The 15,149-nt window shown below is 35.2% G+C and carries 10 protein-coding genes; 4 read left to right on the top strand and 6 right to left on the bottom strand.

The features are described 5' to 3' along the window. Positions 1-34: 34 nt before the first annotated feature. The 5 genes from Q5N69_RS13190 to ettA form a co-directional block, all read right to left on the bottom strand. Positions 35-1,555, bottom strand: coding sequence for a Ppx/GppA phosphatase family protein (locus tag Q5N69_RS13190; RefSeq protein WP_304369442.1), 1,521 nt, complete (start codon positions 1,553-1,555; stop codon positions 35-37). Positions 1,556-1,570: 15 nt separating this feature from the next. Further along, positions 1,571-3,688: a polyphosphate kinase 1 gene (gene ppk1, locus Q5N69_RS13195; protein WP_304369443.1), complete on the bottom strand. Its 2,118-nt coding sequence runs from the start codon at positions 3,686-3,688 to the stop codon at positions 1,571-1,573. Positions 3,689-3,808: 120 nt separating this feature from the next. After that, entirely contained in the window at positions 3,809-4,306 is a 498-nt protein-coding gene (locus Q5N69_RS13200) for a glycine cleavage system protein R (protein ID WP_304369444.1), read from the bottom strand. 63 nt (positions 4,307-4,369) lie between these two features. Next, a complete protein-coding gene (locus tag Q5N69_RS13205; RefSeq protein ID WP_304369445.1) occupies positions 4,370-4,744 on the bottom strand; it encodes a PilZ domain-containing protein in 375 nt (124 codons plus the stop codon). A 399-nt stretch (positions 4,745-5,143) separates the two neighbouring features. Then, positions 5,144-6,817: an energy-dependent translational throttle protein EttA gene (gene ettA, locus Q5N69_RS13210; protein WP_304369446.1), complete on the bottom strand. Its 1,674-nt coding sequence runs from the start codon at positions 6,815-6,817 to the stop codon at positions 5,144-5,146. Between the two features lie 508 nt (positions 6,818-7,325). On the opposite strand from ettA, the gene Q5N69_RS13215 reads away from it, so the two are divergent. Together Q5N69_RS13215 and Q5N69_RS13220 are read left to right on the top strand one after the other, a co-directional pair. After that, positions 7,326-8,651 (top strand): NAD(P)/FAD-dependent oxidoreductase, encoded by a 1,326-nt coding sequence (locus Q5N69_RS13215; protein WP_304369447.1) that lies wholly within the window; start codon positions 7,326-7,328, stop codon positions 8,649-8,651. Positions 8,652-8,695: 44 nt separating this feature from the next. Then, on the top strand, positions 8,696-11,437 hold the full coding sequence (locus tag Q5N69_RS13220; RefSeq protein ID WP_304369448.1) for a nitrate reductase: 2,742 nt from the start codon (positions 8,696-8,698) through the stop codon (positions 11,435-11,437). An 87-nt stretch (positions 11,438-11,524) separates the two neighbouring features. Here the strand turns inward: Q5N69_RS13220 and Q5N69_RS13225 are convergent, their stop codons facing one another. Beyond that, complete coding sequence (locus tag Q5N69_RS13225; protein ID WP_304369449.1) at positions 11,525-11,950, bottom strand: CBS domain-containing protein; 426 nt, start codon at positions 11,948-11,950, stop codon at positions 11,525-11,527. Between the two features lie 213 nt (positions 11,951-12,163). Here Q5N69_RS13225 and Q5N69_RS13230 point away from each other — a divergent pair, with 213 nt between their 5' ends. Both Q5N69_RS13230 and Q5N69_RS13235 read left to right on the top strand, forming a co-directional pair. Further along, a complete protein-coding gene (locus tag Q5N69_RS13230) occupies positions 12,164-12,526 on the top strand; it encodes a DUF2750 domain-containing protein (protein ID WP_304369450.1) in 363 nt (120 codons plus the stop codon). Positions 12,527-13,036: 510 nt separating this feature from the next. Continuing rightward, on the top strand, positions 13,037-15,145 hold the full coding sequence (locus Q5N69_RS13235; RefSeq protein ID WP_304369493.1) for an ABC transporter permease subunit: 2,109 nt from the start codon (positions 13,037-13,039) through the stop codon (positions 15,143-15,145). Positions 15,146-15,149 lie beyond the last annotated feature (4 nt).

Below are 15,149 nucleotides of genomic sequence, written 5' to 3' on the forward strand. Positions count from 1 at the left end.
ATGAGGGGTAGTATTATTTTGTTTTGACATCTCTTTAAGACTTAATAATCAACTCTGTACTCAACCCTCTTAAATGCTCAGCCTCATAAAATAGTTCGGTATCTACAATAGGGTGTTCAACTAACCATTCATTATCAAGAAACAGTGTTAATGTGTACTCAGATGCTTCTACAAGTAATGTATACGATTCGTTAATATGGCGTTGTTGTGTTAGTAAAATACTTAAACGCACAATGATACACAGTTTCTCTAGTTTCTTTGGATCGAGTAAATACCATTGAAAGTTGCTTATATCGTTTATCTTTTTACGTTGACTGTCCACTAACCAAGCTAAAGCTTGTTGCTGTTCTTGGTTGAAGCCAGGTAAGTCGGCATGTGCAAGTATATAAGCACCATGTTTATGATAGCCTGAAGGGTTTATATCTAAGCCAATTTCATGCAAGCGCATGGTGGCTCTAAGCAATTCTTTGTAAATGTTTTTATTTATATTCCAAGGTGCTTTAACTTGTTCAAAAATATTAAGGGCTTGCTCTTTTGCCGTATCTGTATAGCTTTCATCAATATTAAAACGTTTCATTAAACTATTGATTGTTCTATTACGAGTATTACCTGTTTCGTTTGAATCGTCGAGTTGCTCTAATAGAACACCTTCTCGAAGGGCATATTCACAATGGCCGAACTCTTTTATTTGTAAGGTTTCCATAAGAGCAAGGGTAATGGCTACACCAGCACAAATAACAGGAACTCGGCTGTCTTTTAAGGCTTTAATATCGATGCTTTCAATGGTTTTATATTGAATAAGCTCTTTCTTAAGGTCATTAACTTGTTTTAATGTAACAGGTTGAGGAATATGCTCGTTTTGGTTTATGACTTTGTAAATCGCTTTTAATGTACCTGATGTACCTACAACTTCTTGCCATGGATGCTTTTTGAAACGTTTAACAATAGAGTCTATTTCACGTTTTGCGCCTTTAATGGCTTTTTTGAATGAGGCTTCGGTAATTAATCCGTCAGAGAAATAGTGTTGTGTAAAGCTTACACAACCCATATTTAAACTTGCTAATGCTGAGATTTCATTATCTTTACCAATAATACATTCTGTACTTCCACCACCAATATCAATGACCAAACGGGTATTTTTAGAATGTGTAAAGTTACTTACTGCCTGATAAATAAGACGCGCTTCTTCATGACCTGAAATTATTTCTATGTCGAAAGGGAATACTTTGGCGGCTTCTTTCAAGAATTGTGCGGCATTGTTAGCCTCACGTAGAGTAAAAGTTGCTACGGCTCTAAAGTTTTCTTTGGTTAAATGTTCAGTTGCTGAGGCAAGGTTGGCTAAAATGTTTACACCTCGCTCGATAGCCTCGACAGACAATGTTTTGTCTTGAGAAAGGCCATCAGCGAGTCTAGCTTGGTATTTTTCTGTATGAAGTATTTGAATATGATTATCAATGCTTCGAGCAAGCACAAAGTGAAAGCTATTAGAACCAATGTCTAATGCCGCTAAATAGTTATCGGCCGAATTATTTAACGTCGGTTCGGTTGTCGTCATAGTGTATAAATTAACTTAAGTGGATTTCATGTCTTCTATCATCATAATATCATTTTTTTCTTCTGCAACTAAATATTCATGAATAGCTAATTGAGATCTTATTTTAGTTTTATTGCTGTTGGTTACATACTTGTTACTGTTATTTTTATCAATAACACGAGCTTTTACATTATCTTTAAAATGTAGCTCAATAATGTGCATGATGCGGTTTTTTAAAGTTTCATCATAAATAGGGCAACCCACTTCAACTCGGTGGTCTATGTTTCTTTCCATCCAATCGCCTGAGGTAATAAAAACCAGTTTATCGCCTTGATTATGAAAGATCATAACGCGTGGATGTTCTAAGTAAGAGTCGACAATAGAAATAACTTTAATATTGCTACTTTGATCTTTAACACCTGGAATTAATGAACACATACCGCGAACGATCAATCTTATTTTTACGCCTGATTGACTTGCTGAATAAAGCTTGTTAATTAAACTTTTATCAACAAGATTGTTAAGTTTTAGCGTGATTTCGGCTTTTTTGTTATCTTTAGCTGCTTGTATTTCATTCTCAATTAATTGATTTAATCGTCTTCTTGAGGTTAAAGGAGAAACAATAAGGTGGTTAAAGCGAAAGCGCTTATAACTGTGAGAAATAAATGAAAATACGTTGTCTACTTCTTGGCAGATTTCTTTATGTTTAGTAAATAAAGCAAAGTCAGTATAAATTCTCGCATTGCTTTCATGGAAGTTACCTGTGCCTATGTGAGCATATTTTACTAATTTTTCGTTTTCTAATCGGGTAATAATACAAAGTTTAGAGTGGACTTTAAGGGTTTCGATGCCAAACTCGACATGAATACCTGCGTCTTTCATTAATTTTGCCCAGCCGATATTGGCTTCTTCATCAAAACGCGCTTTTAACTCAACAACAACCGTTACTTTTTTACCATTTTTAACTGCTTCGATAAGTGATTGAATAATTCTTGAGTTTTTAGCGACTCGATAAATATTAATTTTAACTTCACGCACTAATGGATCGTAAGACGCTTGGCGAACAAACTCGGTAAAATGTCTGAACTTATGATACGGATAATAAAGTAAAATATCGTTCTGGGTTATCGCATCAAATACAGATGGGAATGCGCTGAATCGTTGCGAGTCTAATGCTTTAAGTTTTTCTCTTTCTAATTCTTTGTCACCAAGGTTTGGAAACTTAATAAAGTCTTTAAAATGGCGATAACGAACACCTGGTACTAGGTTATCTAATTCTCTTATTTTTAGCGATTTACGTAAAAAGTGCAGCATATAAGCAGGCATTTTTTCGTCGTGAACTAGCCGGACTAAATCTGCTTTTAAACGTTGCTTTATGCCTTTAGACATTTGGTCAAGTAGGCTTTCATCTAGTTCATCTGTAAGATTGTATTCTGCATCTCGTGTAAGTTTCATTGAATAAGCATCAATACTGTCGTATTCAAATACACCATTAAACAGACGGTCTATAAAGAAAAGTACAATGTCATCTAATAATACAACTTGTTTATCTTGGTTTTCAGGTTCAGTAGGTAAAATAATAAAACGATCAATATCGTAACGAGGGATTTCTACTAAACAGAATTGATTGTCTTCACCTTTATTTAGGGACACTAAAAAGTAGATTGCATCATCATCTATACATGAAGATAACTGAGTTTTATTATTAATAATAATAGGCGTGATGTGGCGAATAATACGATTATCAAAATATTCGTTTAACCAGTCTTTTTGAGCTGATGATAACTTGTTTTTAAAAACACTATTGGTTGGATCATTAAAGATTATATTGATACGTTTCTTTTTGATCTCGTCAAATATTTTATCGGCTTCACTCTTAAATCGCGCCGTTAATGCATTAACTTTATTAATGATATTACTATGTAAAGTATTCCATTCATTAGTTGGGCTTTCTTGAGCGGTTTCTAAAATAGCGCTGCGACGAATATTGGCGACACGTACTCGGAAAAATTCATCTAAGTTGGCTGAATATATTCCTAAAAATCGTATTCTATCAACAATAGGTACTGTTTCGTCTGCGGCTTCTTGTAGTACTCTTTCGTTGAAAGATAGCCAGCTTAGCTCTTTATCAAAATATGTCGTCATATTGCTCATTTCTACCCTAATAACAAATCATGAGTATAGGGAGTTCTTGTTACTGATTTATTACGATATTTACTCAAAATATGTTGTGGGGAATTCAATCACCATAAAGTAAATTATGGTGTTTTATATTTAGCGAGTTACATCAACCATCAGATCGTCAGCTAGACTTTCTATCGTATCTATTAGGTCATGGATTTGTTGCGAGTCGATAGTTACTGTAACTTTTGCTTTAAATAATTCTTGTCCGCTATGTGGGGCTATTTCTGTTTCACTTACCACTTTTATTAAGTTACCGCCTTGTTTATGAATAATAGATGACACTTCTTGGATAATGCCTTCTCGATCATTTGCTGTGATCTCTAAAACAATACTCGGTTGAATTTGATCCCGCCCGTTATCACTTATTTTTATGTTACTTTCTAAACCTTCAATGTCATTTAAGGCATCGATTAACCCTTGGCTTTTAGCTGCTTCAACAGCCACTTCAATAGCACCTGTAAAGTAGCCTGACATATGGTTTAAGCTACTACTTTGCCAATTACCATTGTGCTGACGAACAACATTTGAAATTGTGTCTACTAATCCGGGACGGTCTAAGCTAATAAAAGAAATGATTAAATTTTTCATGTTGTTTCCTTGTTATTCAGGATTATTTTTAGGGGAAAACTAAGTTATGTTTATAAAGTTAAGTTATTCGTTTGAATAACTTAACTCAGATAATTCTTTATTGAGTTGTTTACTATCGCCTAGGTTTAACTCTATTAAACGACGTAAAATTGAAATGCTTTCAAGGTCGATTGCATTGCAGTCTAATCCTATTTCTCTATTTGCTTCATCGGAATTCACATGCACAACAGTAACTTGCATTGTGATTTTTGAATCAGCATCAAGTGAGAACTCTAATAAACCTGTTTGGTTTACTTGTGGGGGAATATCTACATTGCACTTTATTAATGCACCAGATATCGAAATGTCATGAAGTGATACAGGATATTCTGTTTTATCGATTGTTAACTTAGCATCGAGTGAAAACAATATACGTGTGAATGTTCTTCTATTTTCCATAGCGTTACTCAAAAGAATTTCTTAGTAACTTTAGCATAGACTTTTTGTTTGAATTTTGAAATAGAATAAGAAAATATAAATTAAGGATGAAATCTAACCGTTATATAGGCTAATTTGTTGATTTGAAATATTAAAAATTAAAGAAAAACTGAAAACTTGAAAGCGCTTCTTTGATATTAATAAATGATGAGAGATAGTTATTTTGTGGCCAGATATGGCTGAACTAGAGCACCATTTATTATGCTAGGAAGAACAAAACATTAATAATGTGTAGGCAATAAAAAAGGCACATAACTATGTGCCTTGTTAGGATCTGATGTAGCTTGAATAGGATAGGGTCTATTGATCTTTGATCTTTAAATTTTATTCAATTTAAAACAGATTTAATGACCTTAGTGATTAGCCTATTTTTTTGTACTTAATTCTATGAGGTTCAATTGCCGCAGAACCCAATGTTTTCTTCAACCATGCATCGTATTCAGTAAAGTTACCTTCGAAGAAGTTAACTTGTCCTTCATCACGGTAATCAAGAATATGTGTTGCGATTCTATCTAGGAACCAACGGTCATGGGAAATAACCATAGCACAACCAGGGAATTCTAAAATAGCTTCTTCTAAAGCACGTAATGTTTCAACATCTAGATCATTGGTTGGTTCATCAAGTAGCAATAAGTTACCACCAGTTTTAACTAATTTAGCTAAATGAACGCGGTTACGTTCACCACCAGATAAGTCTTTAATAAACTTCTGTTGGTCGTTACCTTTAAAGTTAAAACGGCTACAGTAGGCACGTGCTGGAATTTCATAAGTACCGATTTCTATAATGTCGTTACCTTCTGAAATTTCTTGGAAAACTGTGTTGTTTTCGCCCATGTTGTCTCTGAATTGATCAACACTTGCTAGTTTAACTGTTTCGCCTAATTCAGCTGAACCACCATTTGCTTCTTCAGCACCTGATAGTATTTTGAATAAGGTGGATTTACCTGCACCGTTAGCACCAATAATCCCAACAATAGCACCTTTAGGAACACTAAAGCTTAAGTCGTCAATTAAAACTCTATCACCAAACGATTTAGTTAAGTTCTTAACTTCTAAAACTTTATCACCTAAACGTGGTCCAGGTGGAATGTAAAGCTCATTCGTTTCGTTACGTTTTTGATGATCTTGATTGTTAAGCTCTTCAAATCTTGCCATACGCGCTTTGCTTTTAGCTTGACGTGCTTTTGGATTTGAACGAACCCATTCTAATTCTTGCTTAATGGTTTTTTGTAGAGCATTTTCGCTCTTAGATTCTTGTTGTAAACGAGCATCTTTTTGTTCTAACCAAGAAGAGTAGTTACCTTCCCATGGAATACCGTGGCCTCTATCAAGTTCTAGAATCCAACCAGCAACATTATCTAAGAAGTATCTATCATGGGTAATTGCCACAACAGTACCAGGGTATTCATGTAAGAAACGCTCTAACCAAGCTACAGATTCTGCATCTAAATGGTTGGTTGGTTCATCAAGTAATAACATGTCTGGTTTTTGTAGAAGCAAGTGACATAAAGCTACACGACGACGTTCACCACCACTTAGTACAGCAATTTTTTGATCCCACTCAGGTAATCTAAGTGCATCTGCTGCACGCTCTAAAACGTTATCAATGTTATGTCCATCTTGACTGTTAATGATGTCTTCTAGTTGACCTTGCTCTTTAGCTAATGCGTCAAAGTCTGCGCCTTCTTCAGCGTATTCGTTATACACCTGATCTAAACGCGCTATTGCATTTTTTACTTCTGAAACAGCTTCTTCAACGACTTCACGAACTGTTTTGCTTTCATCTAATTGTGGCTCTTGTGGTAAGTAACCAATGTTAGTTCCAGCAAGTGCGCTCGCTTCACCTTCAAACTCTTTATCTATACCTGCCATAATTCGAAGTAAAGTTGATTTACCAGAACCGTTCAAACCTAAAACACCAATTTTAGCGCCAGGGAAAAATGATAAAGAAATGTCTTTTAAAATAGTACGCTTAGGAGGAACCACTTTAGAAACGCGGTTCATCGAGAAAATAAACTTATCTGGTAATGCCATGAAAAACCTTTTATTGGGTTAAAAGTGAGTGAAACAAACATCAACTCATTTTCACGAGTTTTGTTAATAATATTAAGTAGGCTTATTTTAGGTTAATACGCCTGTATTTAGCAAATAGGTTTGAGTGCCTTATTGCTTAATTTTTCTTTTATTGACCAGGTTAAGTTATTGGGGGCTTTGGGGGATTTATCAATATGGATTCTCTAGATAAGGAACCATCTTTATCCTCAAGTGTGTTTATATCTGCGCCCTTAAATGGTGCGTTTTTATGGTGCATTGTTTAAATAGCTCTCGTAAATATCTCTCGTTATTACTTAATAAATTGGTTGTTTATTACTTACTGAACTTAATATTTACACTCATAAATCCTTTTAATTCAATAGCTTTTTAGGTTTTTGTGCTTTTATCTAACAGTATTCATATCGTGTTACAGATAATGGCATATATAGTGCTATTACCTTGATAGAAATTAAAGTTATTAGTTCGTCATATCGATTCAAGGTTTACTATGAATATAAATCACAGCGCATCAACGTTTAGAAAGCCCATCTTAGTTATCATCGGAAACGGGATGGCTACTGGGCGTTTATTAGACGAAATATTGAGTCGCACGCCTGATAAATTCGATATTAAAGTAATAGGTAAAGAACCTTTTGGTAGCTATAACCGAATTATGTTGTCGTCGGTATTAGCGGGTGAAACAAATGTAGATGGCATCATTCAAAAAACACCACAATGGTATGAAGATAATTCAATTGAGTTTTTAAGCGATACCATTGTTTCTTATATTGATAGTGATAACAAAAATCTTGCTTTACAAAATAATCAAACGCCTGATGTAGAACTGTTAATGCCATACGATAAATTGGTTATTGCTGTAGGTTCTCGATCGGCAAAAATTCCAGCAAAAAATCAAAACATAGAAGGTATTTTCAATTTTAGAGATATAAAAGATACCGAAAAAATTCAGGCATTTACAACACAAAAGCCTGATGCACTACATCAAGAAAAAAATGCTCTCGTGATAGGTGGTGGTCTACTAGGTTTAGAGGCTGCTTATGGCTTGGCTGTTAGCGGCGTAAATGTAACGTTAGTGCATCGCAATAAATGGTTGCTAAACCGTCAGTTGGATGAAGTATCTGGCACTATGCTGCGAGATGTTATGGCAGCTAAAAATATTAACTTTGTTTTAGGTTGTGAGGTTGTTGAATTTACCCATTCAATAAATGCTGCTGGCGAAAAGGTTATATCTGGCGCTTTACTAACAAGCGGGCAAGTATTGAATGCACAGCTTTGTGTTATCGCCACAGGAATTACTCCTAATAAAGAATTAGCTGCCAGTGCTGATATTGAGATGGAACGAGCGATTATTGTAAACGACTACATGCAAACCAGTAATGAACACATTAGTGCGCTAGGAGAATGTTGTCAGCACAGAAACTCAACCTTTGGTTTGGTTGATCCTATCTGGAGCCAATGTAAAACCTTAGCCGAACGTTTATGTAATGGGCACTTGTCTGCTTTTGCTAATACTCCTGTACCAACCAAATTAAAAGTATCAGGGATTCAGTTGTTTTCTGCTGGTGTGGTTGAGTCATCTGAAACAACACAAACCTACGTCCTTACAGACAAGAAATCATTTATTTATAGAAAAATTATTGTTGAGAATGATGTAATTGTTGGCGTTCTACTTTTTGGAAATGTGAGTTCAGGCATGGCTTATTTCGACATGATGTTGAACAGGAAGAAAGTCTCGCACGCTATGCCTAACTTAGTTATGGGGCATGAGTTTATGCCTGCTGAAGTGAAAGACTCACTTATTATTGCAGCTTAATTTTTTATAAAGCCTTCGCAGAGACTTAGATTTTAGAGAGTGAAATGAATTCAAATATTATTTTTACCGATAAACAAGAACCAGCAAGTTTATCAAACGCTACCTTTCATAAAACAACTTGCCCATATTGTGGCGTAGGTTGTGGTGTATCAACAACTGTTGTAAATAACAAAATAGTTGCGGTAACAGGAGATGAAGAACATCCTTCTAATTTCGGCAGACTCTGCGTAAAAGGTTCTTCACTCCACGAAACAGTTGCTGATAAAGGACGAATTTTAACACCAAGCGTTTTTGGAAAACCAGCTTCATGGGATGAGGCTACAACCGTTGTAGCTGAGCAGTTTAAACAAACCATTGCTGAACATGGCCCTGATTCTGTAGCTTTTTATGTGTCTGGGCAAATACTTACTGAAGATTACTACATCGTTAATAAGCTAATGAAAGGCTTTATTGGTTCTGCTAACGTTGATACTAACTCAAGACTTTGTATGGCTTCTGCTAGTGTTGCTCATAAAAGAGCGTTTGGTGAAGATGTTGTCCCAGGCTGTTATGAAGACTTAGAGCAAGCTGATGTTATTTTTATTGTAGGCTCAAACCCAGCTTATGCACATCCTATTGTTTATCAACGCATTGTTAAAGCTAAAGAAGATAATCCAAACCTTAAAGTAGTCGTTATTGATCCTCGTGCAACGGCTACCAGTAAAAATGCCGATCTACATATTCAATTAAAACCAGGTACAGATGCCTTCTATTTTAATGGTTTACTGGCTTATTTAGCTAATAATAATGGGCTTGATGAAGAGTACATTAAGGAGCATTGCCTAGGTTTTGATGAAACTCTTGCGGCTGCTAAAGCACAATTACCTACCTTAGACAGTGTTGCAAAAGCTTGCGATGTTGAACTGAAAACCTTATTCCAAAGTTATGAGTTATTCGCACAAAATAAAAACGTGGTTAGCATGTTTTCAATGGGGATTAATCAATCCTCTTCAGGTGTAGATAAAGGTAATGCGCTGATCAATTGTCATTTGGCTTCAGGAAAAATTGGCTATCCGGGCGCAGGGCCTTTTTCTATTACTGGACAGCCAAATGCGATGGGTGGCCGAGAAGTTGGTGGCTTAGCGAATCAATTAGCGGGGCACATGCACTTTGAAAACCCTAACGAAATTGAACTTGTAAAACGCTTTTGGAATGCACCTAAAATGGCTCATAAGCAAGGTTTAAAAGCCGTTGACATGTTTGATGCAGTGGAAAGGGGGGAAATTAAAGCTATCTGGATAATTGCAACAAATCCTGTTGTGAGTATGCCTAATGCAAATGTAGTAAAAGAAGCCTTAACAAAGTGTCCTTTGGTTGTAGTCAGTGAAAGCTACGAAAGTGCAGAAACTATTAATTACGCTGATGTTGTATTACCTGCAACTACATGGGGCGAAAAAGAAGGTATGGTGACAAGCTCTGAGCGAACTATTTCTTTGCAAAAGTCATTAGTTAGTGCTCCAGGTTTGGCAAAAAATGATTGGGAAATTGTGACTTTAGTCGCACAGAAAATGGGTTTTAAAGACGCATTTGATTATAAAGACCCACATGAAATATTTACTGAACATGCTGCATTATCAGGTTTTGACAATTTATCAGCAGAAGAAAATATTGTAAGAAGTGAAGATGAATATAGAGTTCATCGTGCTTTTGATATTTCAGGATTAGCGAGTATTTCACTTGATGAATATCGTAATTTTACTCCTACGCCATGGCCAATAAACAAAGAAAACCCTTATGGAGTTAAGCGTTTATTTACCCAAGGTGTTTTTGCAACGCCAACAGGTAAAGCTAACCTGATCCCGATAACTGCTAAGTTACCTCAAGTGGCGCCAACCTCTAGTCAAATGATCATGAACACGGGGCGTATTCGAGATCAATGGCATACGATGACGCGTACGGGTCGTGTCCCCAAGTTAATGACGCATTTTGCTGAACCTTTTATTCAAGTTAATGCTGAAGATGCCAAACGTCTAAATGTAAAAGATAAAGAATTACTGCAATTAGATAATTTAGGTTCTACTTATATTGGTAGAGCACTTATAACGGATGAACAAAGAGTTGGGGAGATTTTTGTTCCTATTCATTGGAACGATAGCTTTTCGAAATCAGCTAAAGTATCAGCACTTATTAACCCAATAACAGATGCTTTATCAGGGCAGCCTGAATTTAAGCAATGTCCAGTGGAGATAACTGCATTTAACGCAAAATGGGCAGGTTATTTAGTGAGTACTGTTCCTGTGAGTTTGAATACAGATTATTGGACGGTAGCGACTATTGAGCAAGGGGTGAAATACGTTTTAGCAGATAAAAACGAGTTACCTTTTACAAAAAATAACAGTGAAGCTTTATTGCAAGCTTACTACCCTGATATTTCTGATTGGGTTGTACTGGAAGACGACAAAAATCACTTTTTAAGGATTGCTGGCTTTCATGAAGATGAATTGATTTGTTTCTTCTCTGCTTGTGCTGATGCACCTATTAAGTACAGCACGCAGTTTATAGAAAAACAAATTGGGCTGAAGCATGATGTTAAATCTCGATTCAAATTATTATCCGCATTAGATTCTGATGGTTCTTTAGATGTTGGTGAGATTATTTGTTCATGTTTTCAAGTGGGCGAAAAAACAATTAAAGATGCGATTGTTTCAGGTGACTGTTCTTCTGTAAAAGCCTTAGGAGAAAAACTTCAATGTGGTACTAATTGTGGTTCATGTATTCCTGAGTTAAAAGAATATTTCAAAGTATAGACACATCTTTCATTGTTGGGTGAGCATTAATCAATAACTTGGTTAGACATGATAAATAATGTTAACCAAATTATTGTTTTAACGAATTTATGAAGCTCTTTTTTTACGGTAATTATGAGCAACAATTTTAAGAATATCACGCCAACTAATAATACCTATCGGTGCGCCTGCATTATTGACCACAGGTAAACATGAAATATGATTATCGTGAAAGAGTAATACGGCTTCATTCAATGAAATAGATGCTTTAGCTGTTACCAAATCCCTACACATAATTAAGTGAATTCTTTTGTGTAATAATAATAAATCTTTCGCTGTTTCTCTTTGAGTACCTACAGAAGGGCTTAAATGCTTAAATACATCTCTATCGGTGATTATGCCAACTAGTTTTTTATTATCCGTAATAAGAATATGATGAATGTTGGTTTCATCAAATACTCCCTTAGCTTTTTCTAAATCGTCATCTATGTCTAAAATAATTAAATCACGCGACATTATAGCTTCTACACTCATAGGCTCCTCTCTTTTTAATACCTATCAAATTTATAAACTGTTTTTATCAGCCATACCATCTTATTAACCCTTAAAAACCTAATGGTTAGATAAATAATTTGTGTATGAGATCATTCTTTTTGCTTAAAACCAACTAATGTCATAAACAATCCATATTATTCCTTTTATTTTAGTATACTAAACAACAAAAGATTATTTATTTAAAGGATCGTTATGACAGATCAACAAAATACTATTAAAACCTTCATCGCTGATGTTAAAACATCGCAAACTTTGTGGGCATTACAAGAGCCAGAGTCAGAGAATTATGTGGTATTAGATTCAGTTAATTTTGAAGAGTCAGAGGTTATGCCATTATGGTCTACTGCTGAACTAGCACAAAGCCATTGTATTGAAGAATGGGCAGCATATCAGCCGATTGAGATTTCAGTTGCTGAATGGATGGAGTTCTGGATTGAAGACTTAAACGAAGATAATATTATTATTGGACTTAACTGGCCTGAAGAGGGCGCTTGTGTCGAGATAGAGCTGGCTGAGTTTACTCAATTACTTTCTGAAGTTGAGATCTATAAGTAATTAAAAATTCATAAAATAATAGATGTATAAATCGCGCTAGATTAATTTAAATCTAATTGGTATAGCGTGATTTTATTTATGAATGCCTAATTTCACCGCTAAGCATAATCACTTGTAGTAAAAATTTTAAGAATATGACACTTTTCTGTCTTATTTCTGACTTAAAAATATCTTTTTTATTTAATATAAATTCAAAAGCGTTAACGAGAATTTACAACAAGCTCAACTCGCTATAAATATTAATTGATTTAAAATCAATGGTTTGGTTTTGATTTTTTTTAAATGATATATATTTCATCTTCTTTCCCACCCTCAACCACTGCATGTCACAAAACTGTAATATTAATGACATATAATTCAATCTGTTCTTAATATCAATAGCAAATAAAGGCAGATTTAGTGGCTCTAGCATTTAAATCAACTGGCACACGTCAGCTTAAAAACTCTTTAGCAAAGTGGTTAATTACACTCGGTGGTATCAGTGTGTTATTTACTCTTGTGCTAATATTTATGTATCTACTCTACGTGATCAAACCTGTATTTGATTCAGCTACAGTAGAACAAACCTCACATATCGCACTGAGCTCAGAAGGTCGTACATTAAGTACAGGCGTGGATGAGTTAAAAGAAGTGGCTTATGAAATAAATACTCGTGGTGAAATTGTTTTTTATCGGTTAACTGATAAAAACAACCATGAATTAGGCAGCCAAATTTCATCTCAACATTTAATTTCTGATGACGCTGAAATCACACATATTGTTGACTCAGGTATCCATTACAAATTATTAGTAGATTCAGATAATAATAACCTTGTTATTGCTCCTAAGTTTCAAGCGGTTTATACCGCTGATACCCGTGAGATAATGGCAAGAATTGATTATCCATTAGGTGAAGAGTCTTTAGAAATAGATGAAAACAATGAGCAATTAAAGAAAGTTGCTTTTGCCATGAATTCTGAAAAAGTGGTTTTTGTTGCCAAAACAACTGACGGTCGTTTAATTAAAACTTCTTTACTTGCTGAAGATGACTTTGACTACGATCCTGCCTTTGAAGCTATTTATCAAGAAATTGACTTTTATTCAAAAAAAGTTGATGAAATACTTATCACGCCAGATTTATCATTAGCCTTTGTTCAAAGTGGAAATACAGTATCTGTTTTTGATCTAACAGATGAAGATGTTGTTACTTTAAAAGCAGAGATAAAACCAAAAACTAATATTACGTCAATGGCATTGTTATCGGGCAGTAGCTCGGTATTAATTGGTGACGACAAAGGTAATATTAGCCAATGGTTTGAAGTGGCTAGTGACAGTGGAAGAGACTTTCAAAAAATTCGCTCGTTTAATAACGCTTCAGGCGAAAGCGTTGCTAAGATTTATACGGAACAATTTCGTAAGAGTTTTTACACCGTAAGTTCTTCAGGTGCTGCAGATATCTTTTACACCACAAGTGAAGCTCAGTTGTGGAATGGTAAAATTGCTGAAACTGCACCACAAGCGTTTGCAATTTCACCACGTGCTGATGCTATTGTTACAGTCAGTAATAATGAATTGAAAATATTCACAGTTCATAACGAACATCCTGAAGTTACATGGTCTGCGCTATGGAACGAAGTTTGGTATGAAGGTTATGCTGAACCAGATTATATTTGGCAATCAACATCAGGTACTGATGATTTTGAAGCGAAATTTTCATTAGTTCCTATTTCATTTGGTACATTAAAAGCGGCATTTTATGCCATGCTATTTGCTGTGCCTATCGCATTAACTGCAGCTATATATACTGCTTATTTTATGACGCCAGGTTTACGTAAAAAAGTAAAACCTACCATCGAATTAATGGAAGCATTACCAACGGTTATTTTAGGTTTCTTAGCGGGTTTATGGTTAGCACCCATTATTGAAATTTATTTACCTGCGATTTTCTTAATGGTGATTTTCTTACCACTATCAACATTAATCGCTGCTTTCGCTTGGTATAAATTACCAAAAGATATCAAATTAAAAATACCTGAAACATTAGCGCCAGTAATTCTAATACCTGTAATTTTAATTTCTGTTTATTGTGCTTTTGCTTTATCTCCAATTCTTGAAACTCATATGTTTGGTGGAGATGTACGTCAATACATTACCAATGAGTTAGGTATTAACTTTGACCAACGTAATGCGTTAGTTGTTGGTATCGCTATGGGCTTTGCTGTTATTCCTACCATATTTACTATGGCTGAAGATGCAATTTTTAGTGTACCTCGTCATTTAACAAGTGGTTCTTTGGCTTTAGGTGCTACTCAATGGCAAACATTAATTAAAGTGGTTTTATTAACGGCTAGCCCTGGGATTTTCTCTGCACTAATGATGGGTCTTGGTCGTGCTGTTGGTGAAACTATGATTGTATTAATGGCAACAGGTAACACACCAATACTTGATTGGAGTATTTTCCAAGGTATGAGAACGCTTGCGGCTAACATTGCGGTAGAAATGCCTGAGTCAGAAGTGGGAAGTTCACATTATAGAATTCTATTCTTAGCTGCATTTGTTTTATTTGTGTTTACTTTTGTAGTTAATACACTTGCAGAGTTTGTTCGTCAGCGTTTACGCGACAAATATAGCTCACTATAAAGGC

It is taken from the genome of Pseudocolwellia sp. AS88, from assembly GCF_030551755.1.
Lineage (GTDB): Bacteria > Pseudomonadota > Gammaproteobacteria > Enterobacterales > Alteromonadaceae > Pseudocolwellia.